Here is a 16217-nt window from a genome sequence, read left to right on the forward strand (position 1 = left end):
CCTCGTCCCAGGCCCTCACACCGGTGAGGCCGGAATCTCGCCCTGGACCTCCTTGGCCGCCTTGCGGGCCGCGATGAGGACGGCGTCCCAGACCGGGGAGAACGGCGGGGCGTAGGAGAGGTCCATGAAGGTCATCTCCTCGACGGTCATGCCGTTCCAGATCGCGGTGGCGAAGACGTCGATGCGCTTGCCCGACCCGGTGCGTCCCACGATCTGCGCACCCAGGAGGCGCCCGGTGCGCTGCTCCGCGAGCACCTTGACCGTCATCTTCTCCGCCTCGGGCCAGTAGCCGGCGGTGGTCGTCGACTCGACGGTCGCGCAGACGTAGCCGTACCCCGCGGCGTCGGCGTCGACGGAGCCCAGACCGGTGCGCCCGATCTCGAGGTCGCACACCTTGCTGATCGCGGTGCCGATGACCCCGGGGAAGGCGCCGTACCCACCCGCGATGTTCGTCCCGATGATCCGGCCGTGCTTGTTCGCGTGGGTGCCCAGCGGGATGTGCACGTTCTTGCCCGACAGGCGGTGGTGCACCTCGACGCAGTCGCCACCGGCCCACACCCCCGGGACGGCCTGCATCCGCACGTCGGTGACGATCCCTCCGGACGCCCCGACCGTGAGGCCGGCGTCGGCGGCCAGCCCGGCATTCGGTCTGACCCCGAGGCCCATGATCACGATGTCCGCGGGCAGCACCGAGTTCCCCGCCCGGACCGCGCGGACCCGCCCGTCCTCGCCGACGTCGAAGCCGTCCACGGGAGTCCCGGTGAGCACGGAGATGCCCATGCCCTCCATGGCCTCCCGGATGATGGCGCCCATGTCCGGGTCGACCTGGGTGAACGGCTCCGGGGCCTGGTCGACGATCGTGGTCTCGAGCCCGCGCATCACCATCGCCTCGGCCATCTCGACGCCGATGTAGCCCGCGCCGACCACCACGGCCCTGCGCCGGTCGCCGTCGTTCTTCCCGTCGCTGCGCTCGCCCCGGACGAGATCCTCGACGATCTCCTCGCCCTGCTCCAGCGACTGCACCCCGAAGATGCCCTGCGCGTCGGAGCCCTCCAGTGGCGGCACCACCGGCATCGCACCGGTGGCGATGACCAGCTCGTCGTACGCGAGGTCGTAGGTCTCGCCGGTGTCGACGCCGCGGGCGCTGACCGTGCGGTTCTCCAGGTCGATGGCGGTGGCCTCGGTGCGCATCCGCACGTCGATCCCGGCCTCGCGGTGCTGCTCGGGCGAGCGCGCGATGAGCTGGTCGCCGTCGGCGACGTGCCCGGAGATCCAGTAGGGGATCCCGCACGCCGAGTACGAGGTGTAGTGGCCGCGCTCGAGGACGACGACCTCGATCTCACCCTCCCCCGCGTGGCGCAGGGCCGTCGAGGCCGCGGACATGCCGGTCGCGTCGCCGCCGAGGACGACCATCCGCTTGCTCATCTCGCTCCGTTCCGGGTCGGGGCAGGGCCGCCGCGGGAGTAGGTTGCCGGGTCGTGGCCGGCGACGCAGTGGAGATCGAGGTGGACGGCCGGACGGTCCGGCTCACCAACCCGGGCAGGGTGTACTTCTCGGCGCGGGGAGAAACCAAACTGGATCTGGCGTACTACTACCTCGCGGTCTCCGAGGGCATCGTGCGGGCCCTGCGCGAGCGGCCGTGCATGCTGCACCGTTTCCCCTCGGGAACCGACGGCGAGAAGGTGCACCAGAAGCGCCTGCCCAAGGGCGCGCCCGACTGGGTGCGCACGGTGCGGGTGCACTTCCCCCGCTTCAACCGCACCGCCGACGAACTGTGCGTCACCAGCCCCGCCGACGTCATCTGGGCGGTGCAGATGTCGACGGTCGAGTTCCACCCGTGGAACAGCCGCGCCGCCGACGTCGAGTCGCCCGACGAGTGGCGCATCGACCTCGACCCCATGCCCGGCGTCGAGTTCCCGACGGTGCGCCGGGTCGCCGCGGTCGCGCACGAGGTGCTCGACGAGCTCGGCGCCGTCGGCTTCCCCAAGACCTCGGGCGGCAAGGGCCTTCACGTCTACGTGCGCATCCGCCCCGAGCACTCGTTCGGTGAGGTCCGGCGGGCCGCGCTGGCGTTCGCCCGCGAGGTCGAGCGGCGCGCCCCGCACCTCGTCACCACGGCCTGGTGGCGCAAGGACCGCGAGCCGGGCACGGTCTTCCTCGACTGGAACCAGAACACCCGCGACCACACCATCGCCTCGGCCTACTCGGTGCGCGGCACACCGGAGGCGCGGGTCTCGGCGCCCGTGCGCTGGGACGAGATCGACGACGCCGAGCCCGGCGACTTCACCATCGCGACCATGCCGACCCGCTACGCGCAGGTGGGCGAGCTGCACGCGCGCATCGACGACGAGGTGTTCGACCTGGACGCGCTGCTCGCGTGGGCCGACCGCGACGACGGCGTGCCCGACGAGCCGCCGGAGGTGTGAGGGTGTGAGTGCGTGCCCGTGCCCTGGCACGGGCACGCACTCACCAGAGCGGAGCTCAAAAGCGGATCCCGTTCCAGGGCACGCTCGGAGCGGCGAACAGGCGCGCCAGACGGCCGGCGGCGCCGGGGGTGCGCTCCTCGAGGCGCCCGGCGCGGGCGAGCACGCGCGGGTCGACCCCGCCGAGGTACAGCGAGCCGAGGGCGGGGACGTCGAGCGCGACGTCGGGCTCGTCCCGGGTGGGTGAGGCCGCCGGGGCGACCGGGTCGGCCGTGTCGAGCGCCCACGTGCCCTCGGCGTGGCCCGCGGGGTCGTGAACGCGCAGCACGACCCGGTCGATCACGGGGTAGCGGCGGGCGGCCAGGGCCGCGGGGACGTCGAGGATCCGCAGCCAGAGCATCGCCCGGCTCGCGCCGAGGGCCAGCGGGCGCGGATCGTGCAGCAGCCACGGCAGCGGCTCGTCGACCGACGCCTCGGACCAGCTCACGGTGCCGACGAGGTCGAGCGAGGCGAGGTGGCGCCACAGCTCCCGGTAGGACTCCGGGGTGGTCGCCTGCAGGTCGAGCACGGCGACCTCGGCGGCGCCGGTCTCCGCCCAGCCCCGGGCGACGCGGTAGACGGCGTAGCCGCCCGGGCGCCCGGTCGCGTCCGACCACAGCACGGCGTGGCGGTGCCGGTCGGGAACCATGCCGGTCCACCCGGTCTCGCCGGTGAGCAGTGCGGTCCACGATCCCGCGTCGCGGTCCATCGAGCCCGGGTGGCGCCGACGGGCCCGGTCCTGCACCGGCGCGGCGGCCGAGGGCAGCGTCGCGACGTCGAGGGTGCGCAGCCGCCCGGTGGGGTCGGGCGCGCGGAAGCGGGCGGCCCGGGTCTCGAGGGAGACCGAGCGGGTCCACGTCGCGAGGCCGAAGCCGAAGCGCTCGTAGAGCGAGCCCTGGGTGGAGGTCAGCGCGGCCACCGGCGTGCCCGCGCGCACCGCCTCGGCGAGGTCGTCGACCAGCACCGCGCGCAGCAGCCCGCGCCGGCGGTGGGTGGACCGCACGCCGATCGACGAGATCGCGTCGACGGCGAGCTCCCCGCCCGGCACGGTCATCCGCGCGTCCCACGAGCGCAGGGTCGCGACCGGCGCGGGGTCGGCGGTCTCCCACACCCCGCGCAGTCGCTGGCCCGCGTACGCCGCCGCGGCCCGGGCCAGATCGCCCGCGTCCATCCGCGGGCCCAGGAACGCCGCCTGCATCGCGCGGGCCCACGTGACCGTGTCGGCGTCGGCCGTCCCGTCGGTGACGTGCGGGACGAGCCGGTGGACCTCGGGGGTCACGGGCAGCTCACGGGCGCGCGGTGGCGGCGAGCTGCCCGCAGGCCGCGGCGATCTCGCGGCCGCGGGTGTCGCGGACCGTGCACGCCACCCCGCCGTCGCGGACCCGCCGCACGAACTCGGCCTGCACGGGCGCCGGGCTCGCGTCCCACCGGCTGCCCGGCGTCGGGTTCAGCGGGATGAGGTTGACGTGCACCAGCCGCCCGAGGTGCTTGTGCGCGAGCTTCGCGAGCAGGTCCGCCCGCCACGGCTGGTCGTTGACGTCGCGGATCAGCGCGTACTCGATGGACACGCGGCGCCCGGTGACGTCGGCGTAGTGCCGGGCGGCGGCGAACACCTCGGCGACCGGCCAGCGGGTGTTGACCGGGACGAGGGTGTCGCGCAGCTCGTCGTCGGGGGTGTGCAGCGACACCGCGAGCGTGACCTGCAGCCCCTCGTCGGCGAGGCGGTGGATCGCCGGCACGAGGCCCACCGTCGAGACCGTCACCGAGCGCTGCGAGAGCCCGAGCCCGGCGGGCGGCGCATCGCAGAGCCGGTGCACCGCGTCGACGACACGCCGGTAGTTCGCCAGCGGCTCACCCATGCCCATGAACACGACGTTCGACAGGCGGTGCAGGTCCGGCCCCAGCCCACCGTCGCGCACGGCGGCCGCGGCGGAGCGGACCTGCTCGACGATCTCGGCGGTCGACAGGTTGCGCTCCAGGCCGTTCTGGCCGGTCGCGCAGAACGGGCACGCCATGCCGCACCCGGCCTGGCTGGAGATGCACACGGTGGCGCGGTCCGGGTAGCCCATCAGCACGCTCTCGACGAGCGCCCCGTCTCCCGCCCGCCACAGCGTCTTGCGGGTGGCACCGCCGTCGCACTCGACCACCGATGCCGGGGTGAGCAGCTCGGGCAGCAGCGCGGGCGCGATCGCCTCGCGGGCCGCCGCAGGCAGGTCGGTCATCGCCTCCGGGTCGCTCTCGAGCCGGGCGAAGTAGTGCCGCGAGAGCTGGTCGGCGCGGAACGCGGGCAGGCCGAGCTCGGCGACCGCGGCGCGACGGGCGTCGGGGTCGAGGTCGGCGAGGTGGCGCGCCGGGCGGGAGCGCCGGCTGCCCGCCGGCGAGAGGGAGAGCACGGGGCCGGGCGCGGCTGCCTCGGTGGCGGGCTCGGTGGCGGGCTCGGTGGCCGGTGCGGTGGCGGGCTCGGTCATCGCGTCCGGTCCCGCAGCATCTCCACGAGGCCGACGCGGTCGGCCGCGGACACCAGCACGAGCAGGCCGGCGAGGATCCCGAGCAGGCCCTGGGTGACGAAGCCGCCGGCGAGCATGGTGGACAGCAGCGCCGACAGCAGGCCCAGGCCGACGAACGCGAACCCGAGCCAGCGGGTCGGGCGCTGACCGGTCGCGCGGCTGAGCAGCGCGAACGCGGCCCCGGTGAGAACGAGCGCGAGCCCGGGCAGGAACGCCGAGCCGCTGAGCAGGCCGAGCGCGATCGAGGCGAGGACCACCAGCCCGATCACCCCGCCGGCGAGGCGCAGCACCTCGGTCGAACGGGTGGTGTCGAACGGGCGCGGCCCGCGGCGGCGGTTCTCCACGCCGATGCCGATGGCGACGGCGATGCCGACCGCGAGCAGCAGGGTGCCCGCGCCGTCGGCGCCGAGGCCGAGGGTGCCCACGGCGAGCCAGACGAGCCCGACCCCGAGCTCCACGAGCACGGGGTCGACGCGCACGGCCCGGCCGGGACGGCCGCGGCGGGGCGGCGGCCCGCCGTGACCGCCGTGACCGCCGGAGCCACCCGGGCCGCCGGGGCCGCCGAAACCGCGCCCGGGAGGCCCGGACGGCGGGCGGGGAGGGGGGTACGCCGACACGACCTCCACGGTAACCCTCCGTCCGGGTCGTCCCGGAGCGCGGCCCGGCAGGTGCTCACCGCCCGGAACGTCGCCGGAGCTCCTCCACCACGGCGGGCAGCACCTCGTGCACGTCGCCGATCACCGCCCACGTGGCGCGGGTGACCATCGGCGCCTCCGGGTCGGTGTTGATCGCCAGGATCGCCCGCGCGTTCATGCAGCCCACCCAGTGCTGGGTGGCCCCGCTGATGCCGCACGCCACGTAGAGGTCCGGGCTGATCCGGGTGCCCGTCAGCCCGACCTGGTCGCTGTGCGGGCGCCACCCGTTGTTCGTGGCGACCCGCGAGCACCCCACCGCGCCACCGATGAGGCCGGCCAGCTCCTCGAGCACCGCGTAGCCCTCGGCGCTGCCCACGCCCCGTCCGCCCGCGACCACCACCGGGGCGGTCGCCAGCGTCATGCCGGCCGCGCGCGGTTGCCGGTCCACCAGGCGCGCCCGGGGGACCGCGGCGTCCAGCTCCGGCACGACGACGTGCACCGTCACCTCGTCGGCCGCCGCCGTCTCGCTGGGCGACGGCGCCCCGGGGCGCAGCGTGGCGAAGCGGATCGGCGCGTCGAGCACCGCGTCCTCCAGGAGAATGCCGCCCGACCGTTCCCGGGTGACCTCCCACTCGTCGTCCCCGGAGCCCGGGCGGATCGCCGTGCACGCGGTGGCCAGCGGCACCCCGACCCGTGCGGCGGCCCAGGCCATCGCCTCGGTGCTGCGGTCGCTGTCGGCCGCGAGCACGGCCGTGGGCCGCAGGTCGGCCACGAGCCCGGCGAGGGCCTCGCCCGTGCACGCCGGCCCCCCGTCTGCGAGCAGCTCGTGCTGCAGCAGGTGCACCTGCGCGACGCCCTGCTTGGCGAGGTCCTCCGGGAGGTCCCCTGTCTCGCCCACCGCGACGGCGGCGACCGGGACGCCCAGCTCCTCGGCGAGGTCCCGCGCCGCGGCGAGGACCTCGGCCGACTCGGCGGTCAGCCGTCCCTCGCCGTCCCTCTCGACCACGGTCAGCACCATCACCGCACCACCCCCAGCTCGGCGAGGACGTCGGCCACGGCGGGCGCCGCCGCCGCGCCGCGCCCGAGCACGATCGTCTCCGCGTGCGCCTCGGACCGGTGGCGCAGCCGCAGGGTGCGCAGCCCCCCGACCGGCTGCGGAGCCTCGACGACCCGCACCACCGCCTTCTTCGCCCGCAGCCGCCCGCGGATCGTCGGGTAGCGCGGGAGGTTGAGGCCCTCGAGCACCGCGGCGACCGCGGGCAGCGGCGCCTCGTGGACCTCTGCGCCCTCCGGGGCCTCGCGGCGCAGCCGGACGCGGTCGGCGTCGACCTCGATCCCCTTCACCCCGCCGACCACGGGCCGGCGCAGCGCGCACGCCACCCGGAACCCGACCTGCGCGTGTCCCGCGTCGGCGGAGGCCTCGCCGAAGAGCACGAGGTCGTAGGGCGGGAGCTCCCGCAGCGCCGACGTGATCGCCGCCGCGGTGGCCTCCGGGTCGGGGTCGGCGACCGGAGCGTGCACCCGCACGGCGTGGTCGGCGCCCATCGACAGCGCGTAGCGCAGCTGCTCGTCGGCCTCGGGCGGGCCGACGGTGAGCACGCCCGCGGTCCCGCCCGCCCGTTCGACGAGGCGCACCGCCTCCTCGACGGCGCACTCCTCGTGCGGGCCGATCGTGAAGCCGAGGTGACGGGTGTCGATCGCCCTCGCATCGGCGGTCAGCAGGATCTCCGCGCCCACCGCGGGGACGCGTTTGACGCACACCAGGACGTCCAGCGGTCTCACCATGCCGGCTCACCCGCGCATCCGCGTGTCGTCGGGGTCGAACAGCGGCGTGCGCCCGGCCCGGGCGACCGTGACCGGGTACCGCTCCCCCAGGTACTCGACGAGCAGGCCCGCTCCCTCGGCGGCGTGCCACGGCGGGAGGTACGCCATCATGAGGTGCGTACCGAGCGAGGGCGCCCCGCCCGCGCTGGTCACATACGACGGCCGCCCGCGGCGGTCGGTGATGCGCCGCCCGTCCGGGGTGAGCACGGGCTCGCCGCCCTGCGGGCGTCGCCGCGTTCCGGGATCGAGCGTCAGCGTGCACAGCGTCGCCTCGGGCTCGCCCTCGCGCGCCTTGGTGTACGCGGCCTTGCCGACGAAGTCCTGCGCCTTGAGACCGGGCAGCGCGAGCCCGGCCTCGACGGGCCCGTGCTCGGCGTCCAGCTCGTGGCCCATGAGCCGGTAGCCCTTCTCCATCCGCGCCGTGGTGCCGTAGACACCGATGCCCGCGGGCACCAGGCCGTGCGGTCGGCCGGCCTCGGCGAGCGCGTCCCAGAGCGCCAGCCCGGACTCCGTCGCCGCGTGCAGCTCCCACCCGAGCTCGCCGACGTAGGACAGGCGCAGCGCGAGGACCGGCACCGAGCCGACGGTCAGCCACCGCGCGGTGGCGAACGGGAACGCCGCGTCGCCCAGGTCGTCCTCGGTGACCGCCGCCAGCACGTCCCGCGCCCGCGGGCCCCACAGCCCGAGGGTGCACACCGCCGAGGTGACGTCGTGCAGCGCCACCGACGCGTCGCCGGGCAGGTGGCGGCGGAACCACGCCAGGTCGCGCGCGCCGTCCGACCCGCCGGTGATCACGCGGAAGTGCTCGTCGTCGAGACGGACCACGGTCAGGTCGCTGCGGAACCCGCCGTCGGGGCCGAGAACGGGGGTGTAGATCACCCGCCCGACCGGCCGGTCCATCTGCGCGACCGTCAGGTGCTGGAGGTACGGGAGCGCGCCCGGGCCGCGGACGTCGAACTGCGAGAACGCGCTGAGGTCGATCATCGCGACGCCGCGGCGCATCGCGAGGTGCTCCGCGTCGATGATCGGCGACCACCAGCGCGCGTCCCACTCGTGCGGGCGGTCGGAGACCCCGAGCTCGTCGACGAGGTGCGCGTTCGACCGGTACCACTGCGGGCGTTCCCAGCCCGCGACCTCGAAGAACTCCGCGCCCAGCGCCTCCTCGCGCGGGTGGAAGGGCGAGCGCCGGACGCCGCGGTCGGAGGTCCACTGCTCGCGCGGGTGCGTGATGCCGTAGGTCTTGTTGAAGCCCTCGGCGGCGCGGGCGCGCACGTGCGCGCGGGTGCGCTCGTGCGGGGCGAACCGGGCGACGTCCGCTGCGTGCGGGTCGATCTCGGGGGCGCCGTCGGTCATCCACTCGGCGATCAGCCGGCCGACGCCCGGTCCCTCCTTGATCCACACGGCGGCGGCGGACCACAGGCCGCGCACCTCGGGGAGCTCGCCGAGCAGCGGGTGGCCGTCGGGCGTGAGGGAGAGCAGCCCGTTGATGGCGTGCCGGATGCCCGCGTCCGGTCGGTCGAGGACCTCGCCGAAGAGCTCGAGCGCCGCCTCCATCTGGGGGTCGAAGTCCTCGGCCGTGAACGGCAGCTGGGTCGGCGAGAGGGCCGCGGCCTGGAGCGACGGGATGTCGTCGGGGTCGACCAGGATGGGGCGGTGGGCGTAGGAGCCGATCTCGAGGTCGGGCCCGCTCTGCCGCTCGTACATCAACGGGTCCATGTCGCGGATGATCGGGAAGGCGATCTCCCGTCCGGTGGCCGCGAGCTCCGCGATCGGCCCGACGTCGATCATCTGGTGCACCGCGGGGGTGAGCGGGATCGTCGCCCCGGCCAGCGCCGCGATGCGCGGGCTCCACACGCCGCACGCGACCACGACGTACGCGGTGTCGACGTCGCCGCGGTCGGTGCGCACCCGCCGTACGCGGCCTCCGGACGTGTCGATGCCGAGGACCTCGGTCTGCGCCGAGACGGTCAGGGCGCCCGCCGCGGTGGCCCGCTCACGCATCAGCTCGCCCGCGCGCAGCGGGTCGACGACGGCCACCGACGGCGTCCAGAAGCCCGCGAGGACGACCGTCGGGTCGAGGAACGGGACCTTCTCCGACACCTCGGCCGGGCTGATCAGCTCGGCGTCGATGCCCCACGCGCGCGCCGAGGACATCCGTCGGTGCAGCTCCTGGACGCGCTCGGGGGTACGGGCCACCTCGATGCCCCCGCAGGTGGTCAGGGTCCCGAGCTCGGCGTACTGGCGCGTCGAGTCGCCGGTCAGCAGCGTGATCTCGCGCGAGTGGTCGACGGGGAAGACGAAGTTCGACGCGTGGCCGGTGGAGCCGCCCGGGTCGGGCAACGGCCCCTTGTCCACCAGCAGGATCTCGCGCCACCCCAGCTGCGCGAGGTGGTGCACGACGGCGTTGCCGACGATCCCGGCCCCGATCACGACGACCTGGGCCCGGTCAGGGAGTGGGCTCACGGCTCCTCCTCTCGGAGGTGCTCAGGCGGCCGCGCGGCGGGCCTGGGACAGCCACCGCACGGTCGGCTCGATCTGGTTGAACGTGTAGAGGTGCAGCTGCTCGAGGTCGCCGTCGCCCGCGGCGACGTGCCCGGCGAGCGCGCCGACGAGGGCGTCGGGGCGATGGCGGCCGGGTCGCAGGAGGGAGCCGGCGACCGCGCGGTGGGAGCGGGCGAAGCGCGCCGCGTCCGCGACGCCGATCCGCACGCTGATGCGCAGCAGCCGGGCGGTGTCGACGGCGCCGGGCACGCCGGCGACCACCGGCAGCGCGATCCCGCGCCGGCGGGCCTCGCCGACGAAGGCGGCGACGAGGTCGGCGTCGAAGCACAGCTGTGTCACCGTGTAGTCGGCGTGCGCCTGCTTGGCTGCGAGGTCCGCCCACAGCACGTCGGACGCGATCCGGTGGTGGCCGTCGGGGTACGACGGGACGCCGACGCGCGGCGGCCGGCCGAGATCCTCGATCGCGCGGAGCAGCGCGAGCCCGTCGGGAAAGGTCCCGGCGGGCTCGCGGGCGTCGCCGCCCACGACGAAGACGTCGCGGACGCCGGCCGCGGCGAGGCGGTCGAGGTGCTCGGCCAGCTCGCCGCGGTCGCGCAGGCTGCGCGCGGCGAGGTGGGGCACCGCGTCGAACCCCCGGGCGGCGAGGCCCTCGGCCACGGCCACGGTGCCCGCGACGCCCCGCGTCGGCGAGGCGGTCACGGGCACCGTGGCCCCGGCGGGGAGGTCCGGGACGGCGTCGAGCACGCCCCCCACCGGCGCCACCTCGAACCGCGGCCGCGCGAGCAGCGCGGCGAGGGCCCGGCGGGTGGCGGTCCCGGCAGCAGCGTCCAGGGGCTCCACGGCACGCCCCCTCGTCAGCCCTTGGGCGTCTGCTTGCGCGGGTCGACGAACGGCTTCTCCACCACGACGGCGTCCCGGACGTCGTCGAGGGTGGCGATCCGCAACGTCGTCCCGAGCGGCGTGGACGGGGTGGTCACCATCGCCAGCCCGATGTTGCGCTCGAGCCGCGGGGACCAGCAGGCGCTGGTCACCCGGCCGACGACCCGCCCCGCCTCGTCCCGGACCGTGAACGGCTCGATCATCGAGCCGTCGTTGAACGACCCGAGCGGCGCGCCGCCGATCTCGACCCCGACCATCGACCGCTCGAGGCCCCGCTCCTTGGCCCGGATCAGGGCCTCCTTGCCGACGAAGTCGGCCTCCTGGGCGAGGTCGACCATCCACGTGTAGTCGTAGCCCACCTCGAGCGGGTTGGTGTCGAGGGTGATGTCGCAGCCGTAGGCGAGCATCCCGCCCTCGATGCGTCGGATGTGGCACGGGCCGATGGGTCGCATGCCGTACGGCAGGCCCGCCTCCCACACCCGGTCCCACAGCCGGCCCGCGTCCCGGCTCGCGTGGTGCAGGTAGATCTCGTACCCGATCTCCGCGCTGTAGCCGGTGCGGCTGACCACGACCTCCATCCCGTCGATCACGGCGTGCCGCAGGTGGTAGTAGGGCATCTCGGCGACGTCGAGGCCGAACAGGTCCGTGATGACCGCCTTGGCCTTCGGCCCCTGGACCTGCACCGGAGCCACGTCGATCTCGCGGATGCGCACGTCCCACCGGCCGGCGTGGGCCAGGGCGAGCGCCCACAGCCCGACGTCGGAGTCGGCCAGGGAGAGCCAGAAGCGGTCCTCCTCGACGCGGAGCAGCACCGGGTCGTTGATGATCCCGCCGTCGGGCGCGGTGAGGAACACGTACTTGCACTGCCCGACCGCGCACTTGGTGAGGTCGCGCGGCACGAGCATGTTCGTGAACGCGAAGGCGTCCGGGCCGGTGATCTCGACCTGCCGCTCGACGCCGACGTCCCACAGGGTGACGTCCTCGAGCAACGCCCAGTACTCGGCGACGGGGTCGCCGTAGTGCCGCGGGTGATACGTGTGGTTGTAGACGCTGTACATGGCCACGCCGTGCGCCCGGGACTTCCAGAAGTACGGGGACTTCTTCAGGCGGGGGTAGAGCAGGACCGCCGGCGAGGGCACCGGCGCCGACGTGGGCACCGGCGCCGGCGCGGGGGCCGGCGGGCTGTGGAGGACGTCCGTCATCGCCACCTCATCTCGACTGCGTCCGCCGGCACCAGCGCTGAACCGCGTGGACGGGTGTTGCTTCATAGGCAACGGGTTGTCGTTGACGCAACGAGTCTGCGACGGTGACCGAGATCACGTCAAGGGAGGTGGGAAGCGCTCGCCGGTGGGCCGATCCCGGATCGGTCAAGGGCGCAGGAGGCCCGCCGGCTCGCGGCGGGTGTGCACCCGGTACGCCACCGACAGCGTCAGGCCGGGCGTCCCGTCGATCGCCCGCGCCGCGACGGCGGGGGTGAACTCGATGCGCAGCACGTCCGCGAGCGTGGCCCGGTCGGCGAACCGCCAGAGGGTGTCCACGCGGCGCAGCGCGAAGCCCTGGTCGGCGAAGAAGCGCTCGGCCGCGGCCGGGTCGTAGCGCGGCGCCGAGGCCCGCATCCAGGCGCCGTAGGAGTGGCGGGTGGCGTCGAGGTCGACGATCACGAGGACCCCACCGGGCCGTAGGACACGCGACGCCTCGGCCAGCCCGGGCTCGCAGCCGGGGCCGAAGAAGTAGGCGGTGCGGGCGTGCACGACGTCGGCGGCGTCGTCGGGCAGCGGCAGCGCGGTGGCGCTCCCCTGCTCCACGCGGCAAGCGGGCAGGCCCGCCGTGGCGGCGAGGCGCCGGCGGGCGCGGGCCACGAGCGGCGCGTGGGGCTCGACGCCGACCACCGAGCGGGCCCGCTGCGCGAAGCGCGGGAGGTGGTAGCCGTCGCCACAGCCGACGTCGACGACGTCGGCGCCGTCGTACGGGGCCAGCGCGGCGACCGTGTCCCACAGCGCGCCCGTCGCGTCCTGCGCGGAGTTCTCGCGCTCGTAGACCTCGGGCCAGCGCCAGATGTTGGGGGACTCGATCACGTCGCCGCGACGGAAGCGTGTCACCTCAGGTCGTCGGCACGAGGACGAGCAGCAGCAGCCACGCCATCGGGGCCGAGGTCACCAGCGAGTCCAGACGCTCCATCAGCCCACCGTGGCCGGGCAGCACCGAGCCCATGTCCTTGATGCCGAGATCGCGCTTGATCAGCGACTCGACGAGGTCGCCGGTCACCGCCGTGCCCACGAGCAGCGGGCCCACGATCAGGCCGTACCACCAGGGCGCGTCGAGCAGCAGCGCGAGGGACAGGCACGCGCCCAGCGAGCCGAAGAGGATCGAGCCGGCGAAGCCCTCCCAGGACTTCTTGGGGCTGACCTTGGGCGCCATCGGGTGCTTGCCGAACAGCGCGCCCAGCGCGTAGCCCCCGGTGTCCGAGCAGATGACGACGATGAGGAACGTCAGCACGCGCTGGGCGCCGTCGGCAGGGACGACCAGCATCGTCCCGAACGCCATGCACAGCGGGATCCAGCAGAGCACGAGCATCGAGGCGCCGACGTCGCGGACGAACCCGCCGGCCCCGAGCCGCATCCGCCAGAGGAAGCAGCCGAGCACCGTGACGAGCAGGGCGCCCAGGATGCCCTCCGTGCCGAACGGCCAGGCCAGCCAGATGATCGCCTGCCCACCGACGAGCACGGGCACGCGCGAGAGGCGGATGCCGGCGGCGCGGTGCAGCGCGCCGAAGAGCTCCCAGGTGCCGATCACCGCGCACACGGCGACGACGCCGATCCACGCCTGCCGCACGGTGAGCAGGGCGACGAGGACGACGCCGCCCATCGCGAGGCCGACCCCGATCGCCACGGGCAGGTTGCGGCCGGCGCGCGAGGTGCGGGGGGCCTCGCCGTTCCCCGCTCCGCTGCTCGCGGTGGCCACGCGGGTGTCGTCGGTGTCGTCGGTGCCCTCGGTCCGCGCCGGGTCCCCGTCACCCGAGGGGCCCGAGGGGGTGGCCGGCGTGGGCCGCCGGGGCCGTGACGCGGAGGAAGGCATGGGACCGGTGACCTCAGACCTCGAGGAGCTCGGCTTCCTTGTTCTTCACGAGCTCGTCGACCTGGGCGACGTAGCGGGCCGTCACGCTCTCGAGCTCCTTCTCCGCGCGCGCGGTCTCGTCCTCGCCGGCCTCGCCGTCCTTGACGATGCGCTGCAGCTCGTGCATGGCGGTGCGGCGCACGCTGCGGATCGAGACCTTGGCGTCCTCGCCCTTGCTGCGCGCGACCTTGACCATGTCGCGGCGGCGCTCCTCGGAGAGCTGCGGGAACACCACACGGATGATCTGCCCGTCGTTGCTCGGGTTGACGCCGAGGTCGGAGTCGCGGATCGCGCGCTCCATGTTGCCCAGCTGGCTGGCGTCGTAGGGCTTGATGACCGCCATGCGGGCCTCGGGGACCTGGACCGCGGCGAGCTGGTTCAGCGGGGTCCAGGCGCCGTAGTACTCGACGTTGATGCGGTTGAACATCGCCGGGCTCGCCCGCCCGGTGCGCACGCCGCCGAGGTCCTCCTTGGCGACGCTGACCGCCTTCTCCATCTTCTCCTCGGCGTCGAGGAGCGTCTCGTCGATCATGTGTCGCCTCTCCTCAGGGGCCGGAGGGGGTGTGGACCAGCGTGCCGATCCTCTCACCCCGCACCGCCCGCGCGATGTTCCCCTCGACCAGCAGGTTGAACACCATGATCGGCATGTTGTTGTCCATGCAGAGGCTGAAGGCCGTGGCGTCGGCGACCTTCAGCCCCTTCTCCAGCACCTCGCGGTGGGAGATCTCGTGGAACATCGTCGCCGTGGGGTCGAGCTTGGGGTCGGCGGTGTAGACGCCGTCGACGCCCTTGGCCATGAGCACGACCTCGCACTCGATCTCCAGCGCGCGCTGCGCGGCGGTGGTGTCGGTGGAGAAGTAGGGCATGCCCACCCCGGCGCCGAAGATGACCACGCGGCCCTTCTCGAGGTGGCGCATGGCGCGGCGCGGGATGTAGGACTCGGCGACCTGGCCCATGGTGATCGCGGTCTGCACCCGGGTGTCGATGTGGTGCTCGCGCTCGAGGAAGTCCTGCAGGGCCAGGCAGTTCATGACCGTGCCGAGCATGCCCATGTAGTCGGCGCGCTGGCGCTGCATGCCGTAGCGGTGCAGCTCCTCGCCGCGGAAGAAGTTGCCGCCGCCGATGACGACGGCGATCTGGACGCCGGAGCGCACGACGTCGGCGATCTGGCGGGCGACGGTCTGGACGACGACGGGGTCGACGCCCACCCCACCCCCGCCGAACATCTCGCCACCGAGCTTGAGCAGCACCCGCCGGTGACCGGAGCGGGCGTCGGGACCGGCGTCAGGCACGGTCTGGGGACTGGCCACGCTCTCCTCCACGGGAATGGGCGGGGGACTCGGCGGGGGAACCTCGGTGGGCCGCGTCACGCGGCCGGTGCCGGGACTCCCGGCACCGGCCACGCGGCGGACCTCAGGGCTGGCCGACCTCGAAGCGCGCGAAGGTGCGGACGCGGACGCCCGCCTCCTCCAGCACCTTGCCGACCGACTTCTTGTCCACCGACACCGAGTCCTGCTCGAGGAGCACGGTGTCCTTGTAGTAGCCGTTGAGGCGACCGTCGACGATCTTGTCGATGATCTTCTCGGGCTTGCCCTCCTCCCGGGCGGTGGCCTCGGCGACGCGGCGCTCGCCCTCCACCACGTCCGCGGGCACCTCGTCGCGGGTGGTGTAGAGCGGGCGGGCCGCCGCGACCTGCATCGCGGCGCCGCGGGCGGCCTCGGCCGCCTCGTCCCCGTCACCGGTGTAGGCGACGACGACGCCGATGGCCGGCGGCAGGTCCGAGGACCGGCGGTGCAGGTAGGTGGCGGTCGGCCCGTCGAGCACCGCGACGCGGCGCAGCTCGAGCTTCTCGCCGATGCGCGCCGAGAGCTCCTGGACCTTGTCCTCGACCGTGCCCTCACCGAGGGACGCGGCCTTGAGCGACTCGAGGTCCTTGGCGCCGGTGGACAGCGCGACGCCGAGGATGTCGTCGGCGAGCTGCACGAAGTCGGCGTTCTTGGCCACGAAGTCGGTCTCGGAGTTGAGCTCGATCATCGCGCCGTCACGGGCGGCCACCACGCCGTTGGCGGTGGTGCGGCCGGCCCGCTTGCCCACGTCCTTCGCGCCCTTGATGCGCAGGGCCTCGACGGCCTTGTCCATGTCGCCCTCGGACTCCTCGAGGGCCTTCTTGCAGTCCATCATCCCGGACCCGGTGAGGTCCCGGAGCTTCTTCACGTCCGCAGCGGTGTAGTTCGCCATGGTGCGGCTCTCGTCCGTCCCTGTCGATGTATGGGTCGTCGTCTCGTGTCGCTCGC

Annotated in this window: 15 protein-coding genes; 1 reads left to right on the forward strand and 14 read right to left on the reverse strand. The window is 74.4% G+C overall.

From position 1 onward, the window contains the following. Positions 1–15: 15 nt before the first annotated feature. Positions 16–1425, reverse strand: a complete 1410-nt coding sequence (locus C8D89_RS01695; RefSeq protein WP_116706324.1) for an FAD-dependent oxidoreductase — start codon at positions 1423–1425, stop codon at positions 16–18. Positions 1426–1478: 53 nt separating this feature from the next. Here C8D89_RS01695 and ligD point away from each other — a divergent pair, with 53 nt between their 5' ends. After that, positions 1479–2426, forward strand: coding sequence for a non-homologous end-joining DNA ligase (gene ligD, locus C8D89_RS01700; RefSeq protein ID WP_116706325.1), 948 nt, complete (start codon positions 1479–1481; stop codon positions 2424–2426). Positions 2427–2481: 55 nt separating this feature from the next. Here the strand turns inward: ligD and C8D89_RS01705 are convergent, their stop codons facing one another. From C8D89_RS01705 to tsf, 13 genes are all read right to left on the reverse strand, one after another. Next, positions 2482–3741: a GNAT family N-acetyltransferase gene (locus tag C8D89_RS01705; protein ID WP_116706326.1), complete on the reverse strand. Its 1260-nt coding sequence runs from the start codon at positions 3739–3741 to the stop codon at positions 2482–2484. 7 nt (positions 3742–3748) lie between these two features. After that, positions 3749–4930 (reverse strand): dual-specificity RNA methyltransferase RlmN, encoded by a 1182-nt coding sequence (rlmN, locus tag C8D89_RS01710; RefSeq protein WP_116706327.1) that lies wholly within the window; start codon positions 4928–4930, stop codon positions 3749–3751. Continuing rightward, positions 4927–5586, reverse strand: a complete 660-nt coding sequence (locus C8D89_RS01715; RefSeq protein WP_133251792.1) for a hypothetical protein — start codon at positions 5584–5586, stop codon at positions 4927–4929. The genes rlmN and C8D89_RS01715 overlap by 4 nt, the downstream gene beginning before the upstream one ends. 55 nt (positions 5587–5641) lie before the next feature. Continuing rightward, the gene (locus C8D89_RS01720) at positions 5642–6622 is read right to left on the reverse strand and encodes an electron transfer flavoprotein subunit alpha/FixB family protein (RefSeq protein WP_116706329.1); all 981 of its coding nucleotides are present in this window, start codon (positions 6620–6622) and stop codon (positions 5642–5644) included. Continuing rightward, positions 6622–7389, reverse strand: a complete 768-nt coding sequence (locus C8D89_RS01725) for an electron transfer flavoprotein subunit beta/FixA family protein (protein WP_243417706.1) — start codon at positions 7387–7389, stop codon at positions 6622–6624. The genes C8D89_RS01720 and C8D89_RS01725 overlap by 1 nt, the downstream gene beginning before the upstream one ends. A gap of 6 nt (positions 7390–7395) precedes the next feature. Next, a complete protein-coding gene (locus C8D89_RS01730; RefSeq protein WP_116706330.1) occupies positions 7396–9891 on the reverse strand; it encodes a GcvT family protein in 2496 nt (831 codons plus the stop codon). A gap of 21 nt (positions 9892–9912) precedes the next feature. Continuing rightward, positions 9913–10770 (reverse strand): methylenetetrahydrofolate reductase, encoded by an 858-nt coding sequence (locus C8D89_RS01735; protein WP_243417708.1) that lies wholly within the window; start codon positions 10768–10770, stop codon positions 9913–9915. Between the two features lie 14 nt (positions 10771–10784). After that, complete coding sequence (locus C8D89_RS01740) at positions 10785–12011, reverse strand: glycine cleavage T C-terminal barrel domain-containing protein (RefSeq protein ID WP_116706331.1); 1227 nt, start codon at positions 12009–12011, stop codon at positions 10785–10787. Between the two features lie 165 nt (positions 12012–12176). Next, entirely contained in the window at positions 12177–12884 is a 708-nt protein-coding gene (locus C8D89_RS01745) for a class I SAM-dependent methyltransferase (RefSeq protein WP_116706852.1), read from the reverse strand. 25 nt (positions 12885–12909) lie between these two features. Next, positions 12910–13884, reverse strand: coding sequence for a phosphatidate cytidylyltransferase (locus C8D89_RS01750; RefSeq protein ID WP_116706332.1), 975 nt, complete (start codon positions 13882–13884; stop codon positions 12910–12912). Between the two features lie 13 nt (positions 13885–13897). After that, positions 13898–14455: a ribosome recycling factor gene (gene frr / locus C8D89_RS01755; protein WP_116706333.1), complete on the reverse strand. Its 558-nt coding sequence runs from the start codon at positions 14453–14455 to the stop codon at positions 13898–13900. Positions 14456–14468: 13 nt separating this feature from the next. Beyond that, positions 14469–15215 (reverse strand): UMP kinase, encoded by a 747-nt coding sequence (gene pyrH / locus C8D89_RS01760; RefSeq protein WP_116706853.1) that lies wholly within the window; start codon positions 15213–15215, stop codon positions 14469–14471. A 121-nt stretch (positions 15216–15336) separates the two neighbouring features. After that, a complete protein-coding gene (tsf, locus tag C8D89_RS01765; protein WP_116706334.1) occupies positions 15337–16161 on the reverse strand; it encodes a translation elongation factor Ts in 825 nt (274 codons plus the stop codon). Positions 16162–16217 lie beyond the last annotated feature (56 nt).

Origin of the sequence: Actinomycetospora cinnamomea (assembly GCF_003096675.1) — a bacterium.
GTDB classification, from domain to species: domain Bacteria; phylum Actinomycetota; class Actinomycetes; order Mycobacteriales; family Pseudonocardiaceae; genus Actinomycetospora; species Actinomycetospora cinnamomea.

Excerpts from the sequence above, each read along its gene's own strand:
- rlmN (WP_116706327.1), bottom strand. The coding sequence starts at position 4,930 with ATGACCGAGCCCGCCACCGCACCGGCCACCGAGCCCGCCACCGAGCCC.
- frr (WP_116706333.1), bottom strand. The coding sequence starts at position 14,455 with ATGATCGACGAGACGCTCCTCGACGCCGAGGAGAAGATGGAGAAGGCG.
- C8D89_RS01750 (WP_116706332.1), bottom strand. The coding sequence starts at position 13,884 with ATGCCTTCCTCCGCGTCACGGCCCCGGCGGCCCACGCCGGCCACCCCC.
- C8D89_RS01720 (WP_116706329.1), bottom strand. The coding sequence starts at position 6,622 with ATGGTGCTGACCGTGGTCGAGAGGGACGGCGAGGGACGGCTGACCGCC.
- C8D89_RS01695 (WP_116706324.1), bottom strand. The coding sequence starts at position 1,425 with ATGAGCAAGCGGATGGTCGTCCTCGGCGGCGACGCGACCGGCATGTCC.
- C8D89_RS01725 (WP_243417706.1), bottom strand. The coding sequence starts at position 7,389 with ATGGTGAGACCGCTGGACGTCCTGGTGTGCGTCAAACGCGTCCCCGCG.
- tsf (WP_116706334.1), bottom strand. The coding sequence starts at position 16,161 with ATGGCGAACTACACCGCTGCGGACGTGAAGAAGCTCCGGGACCTCACC.
- C8D89_RS01740 (WP_116706331.1), bottom strand. The coding sequence starts at position 12,011 with ATGACGGACGTCCTCCACAGCCCGCCGGCCCCCGCGCCGGCGCCGGTG.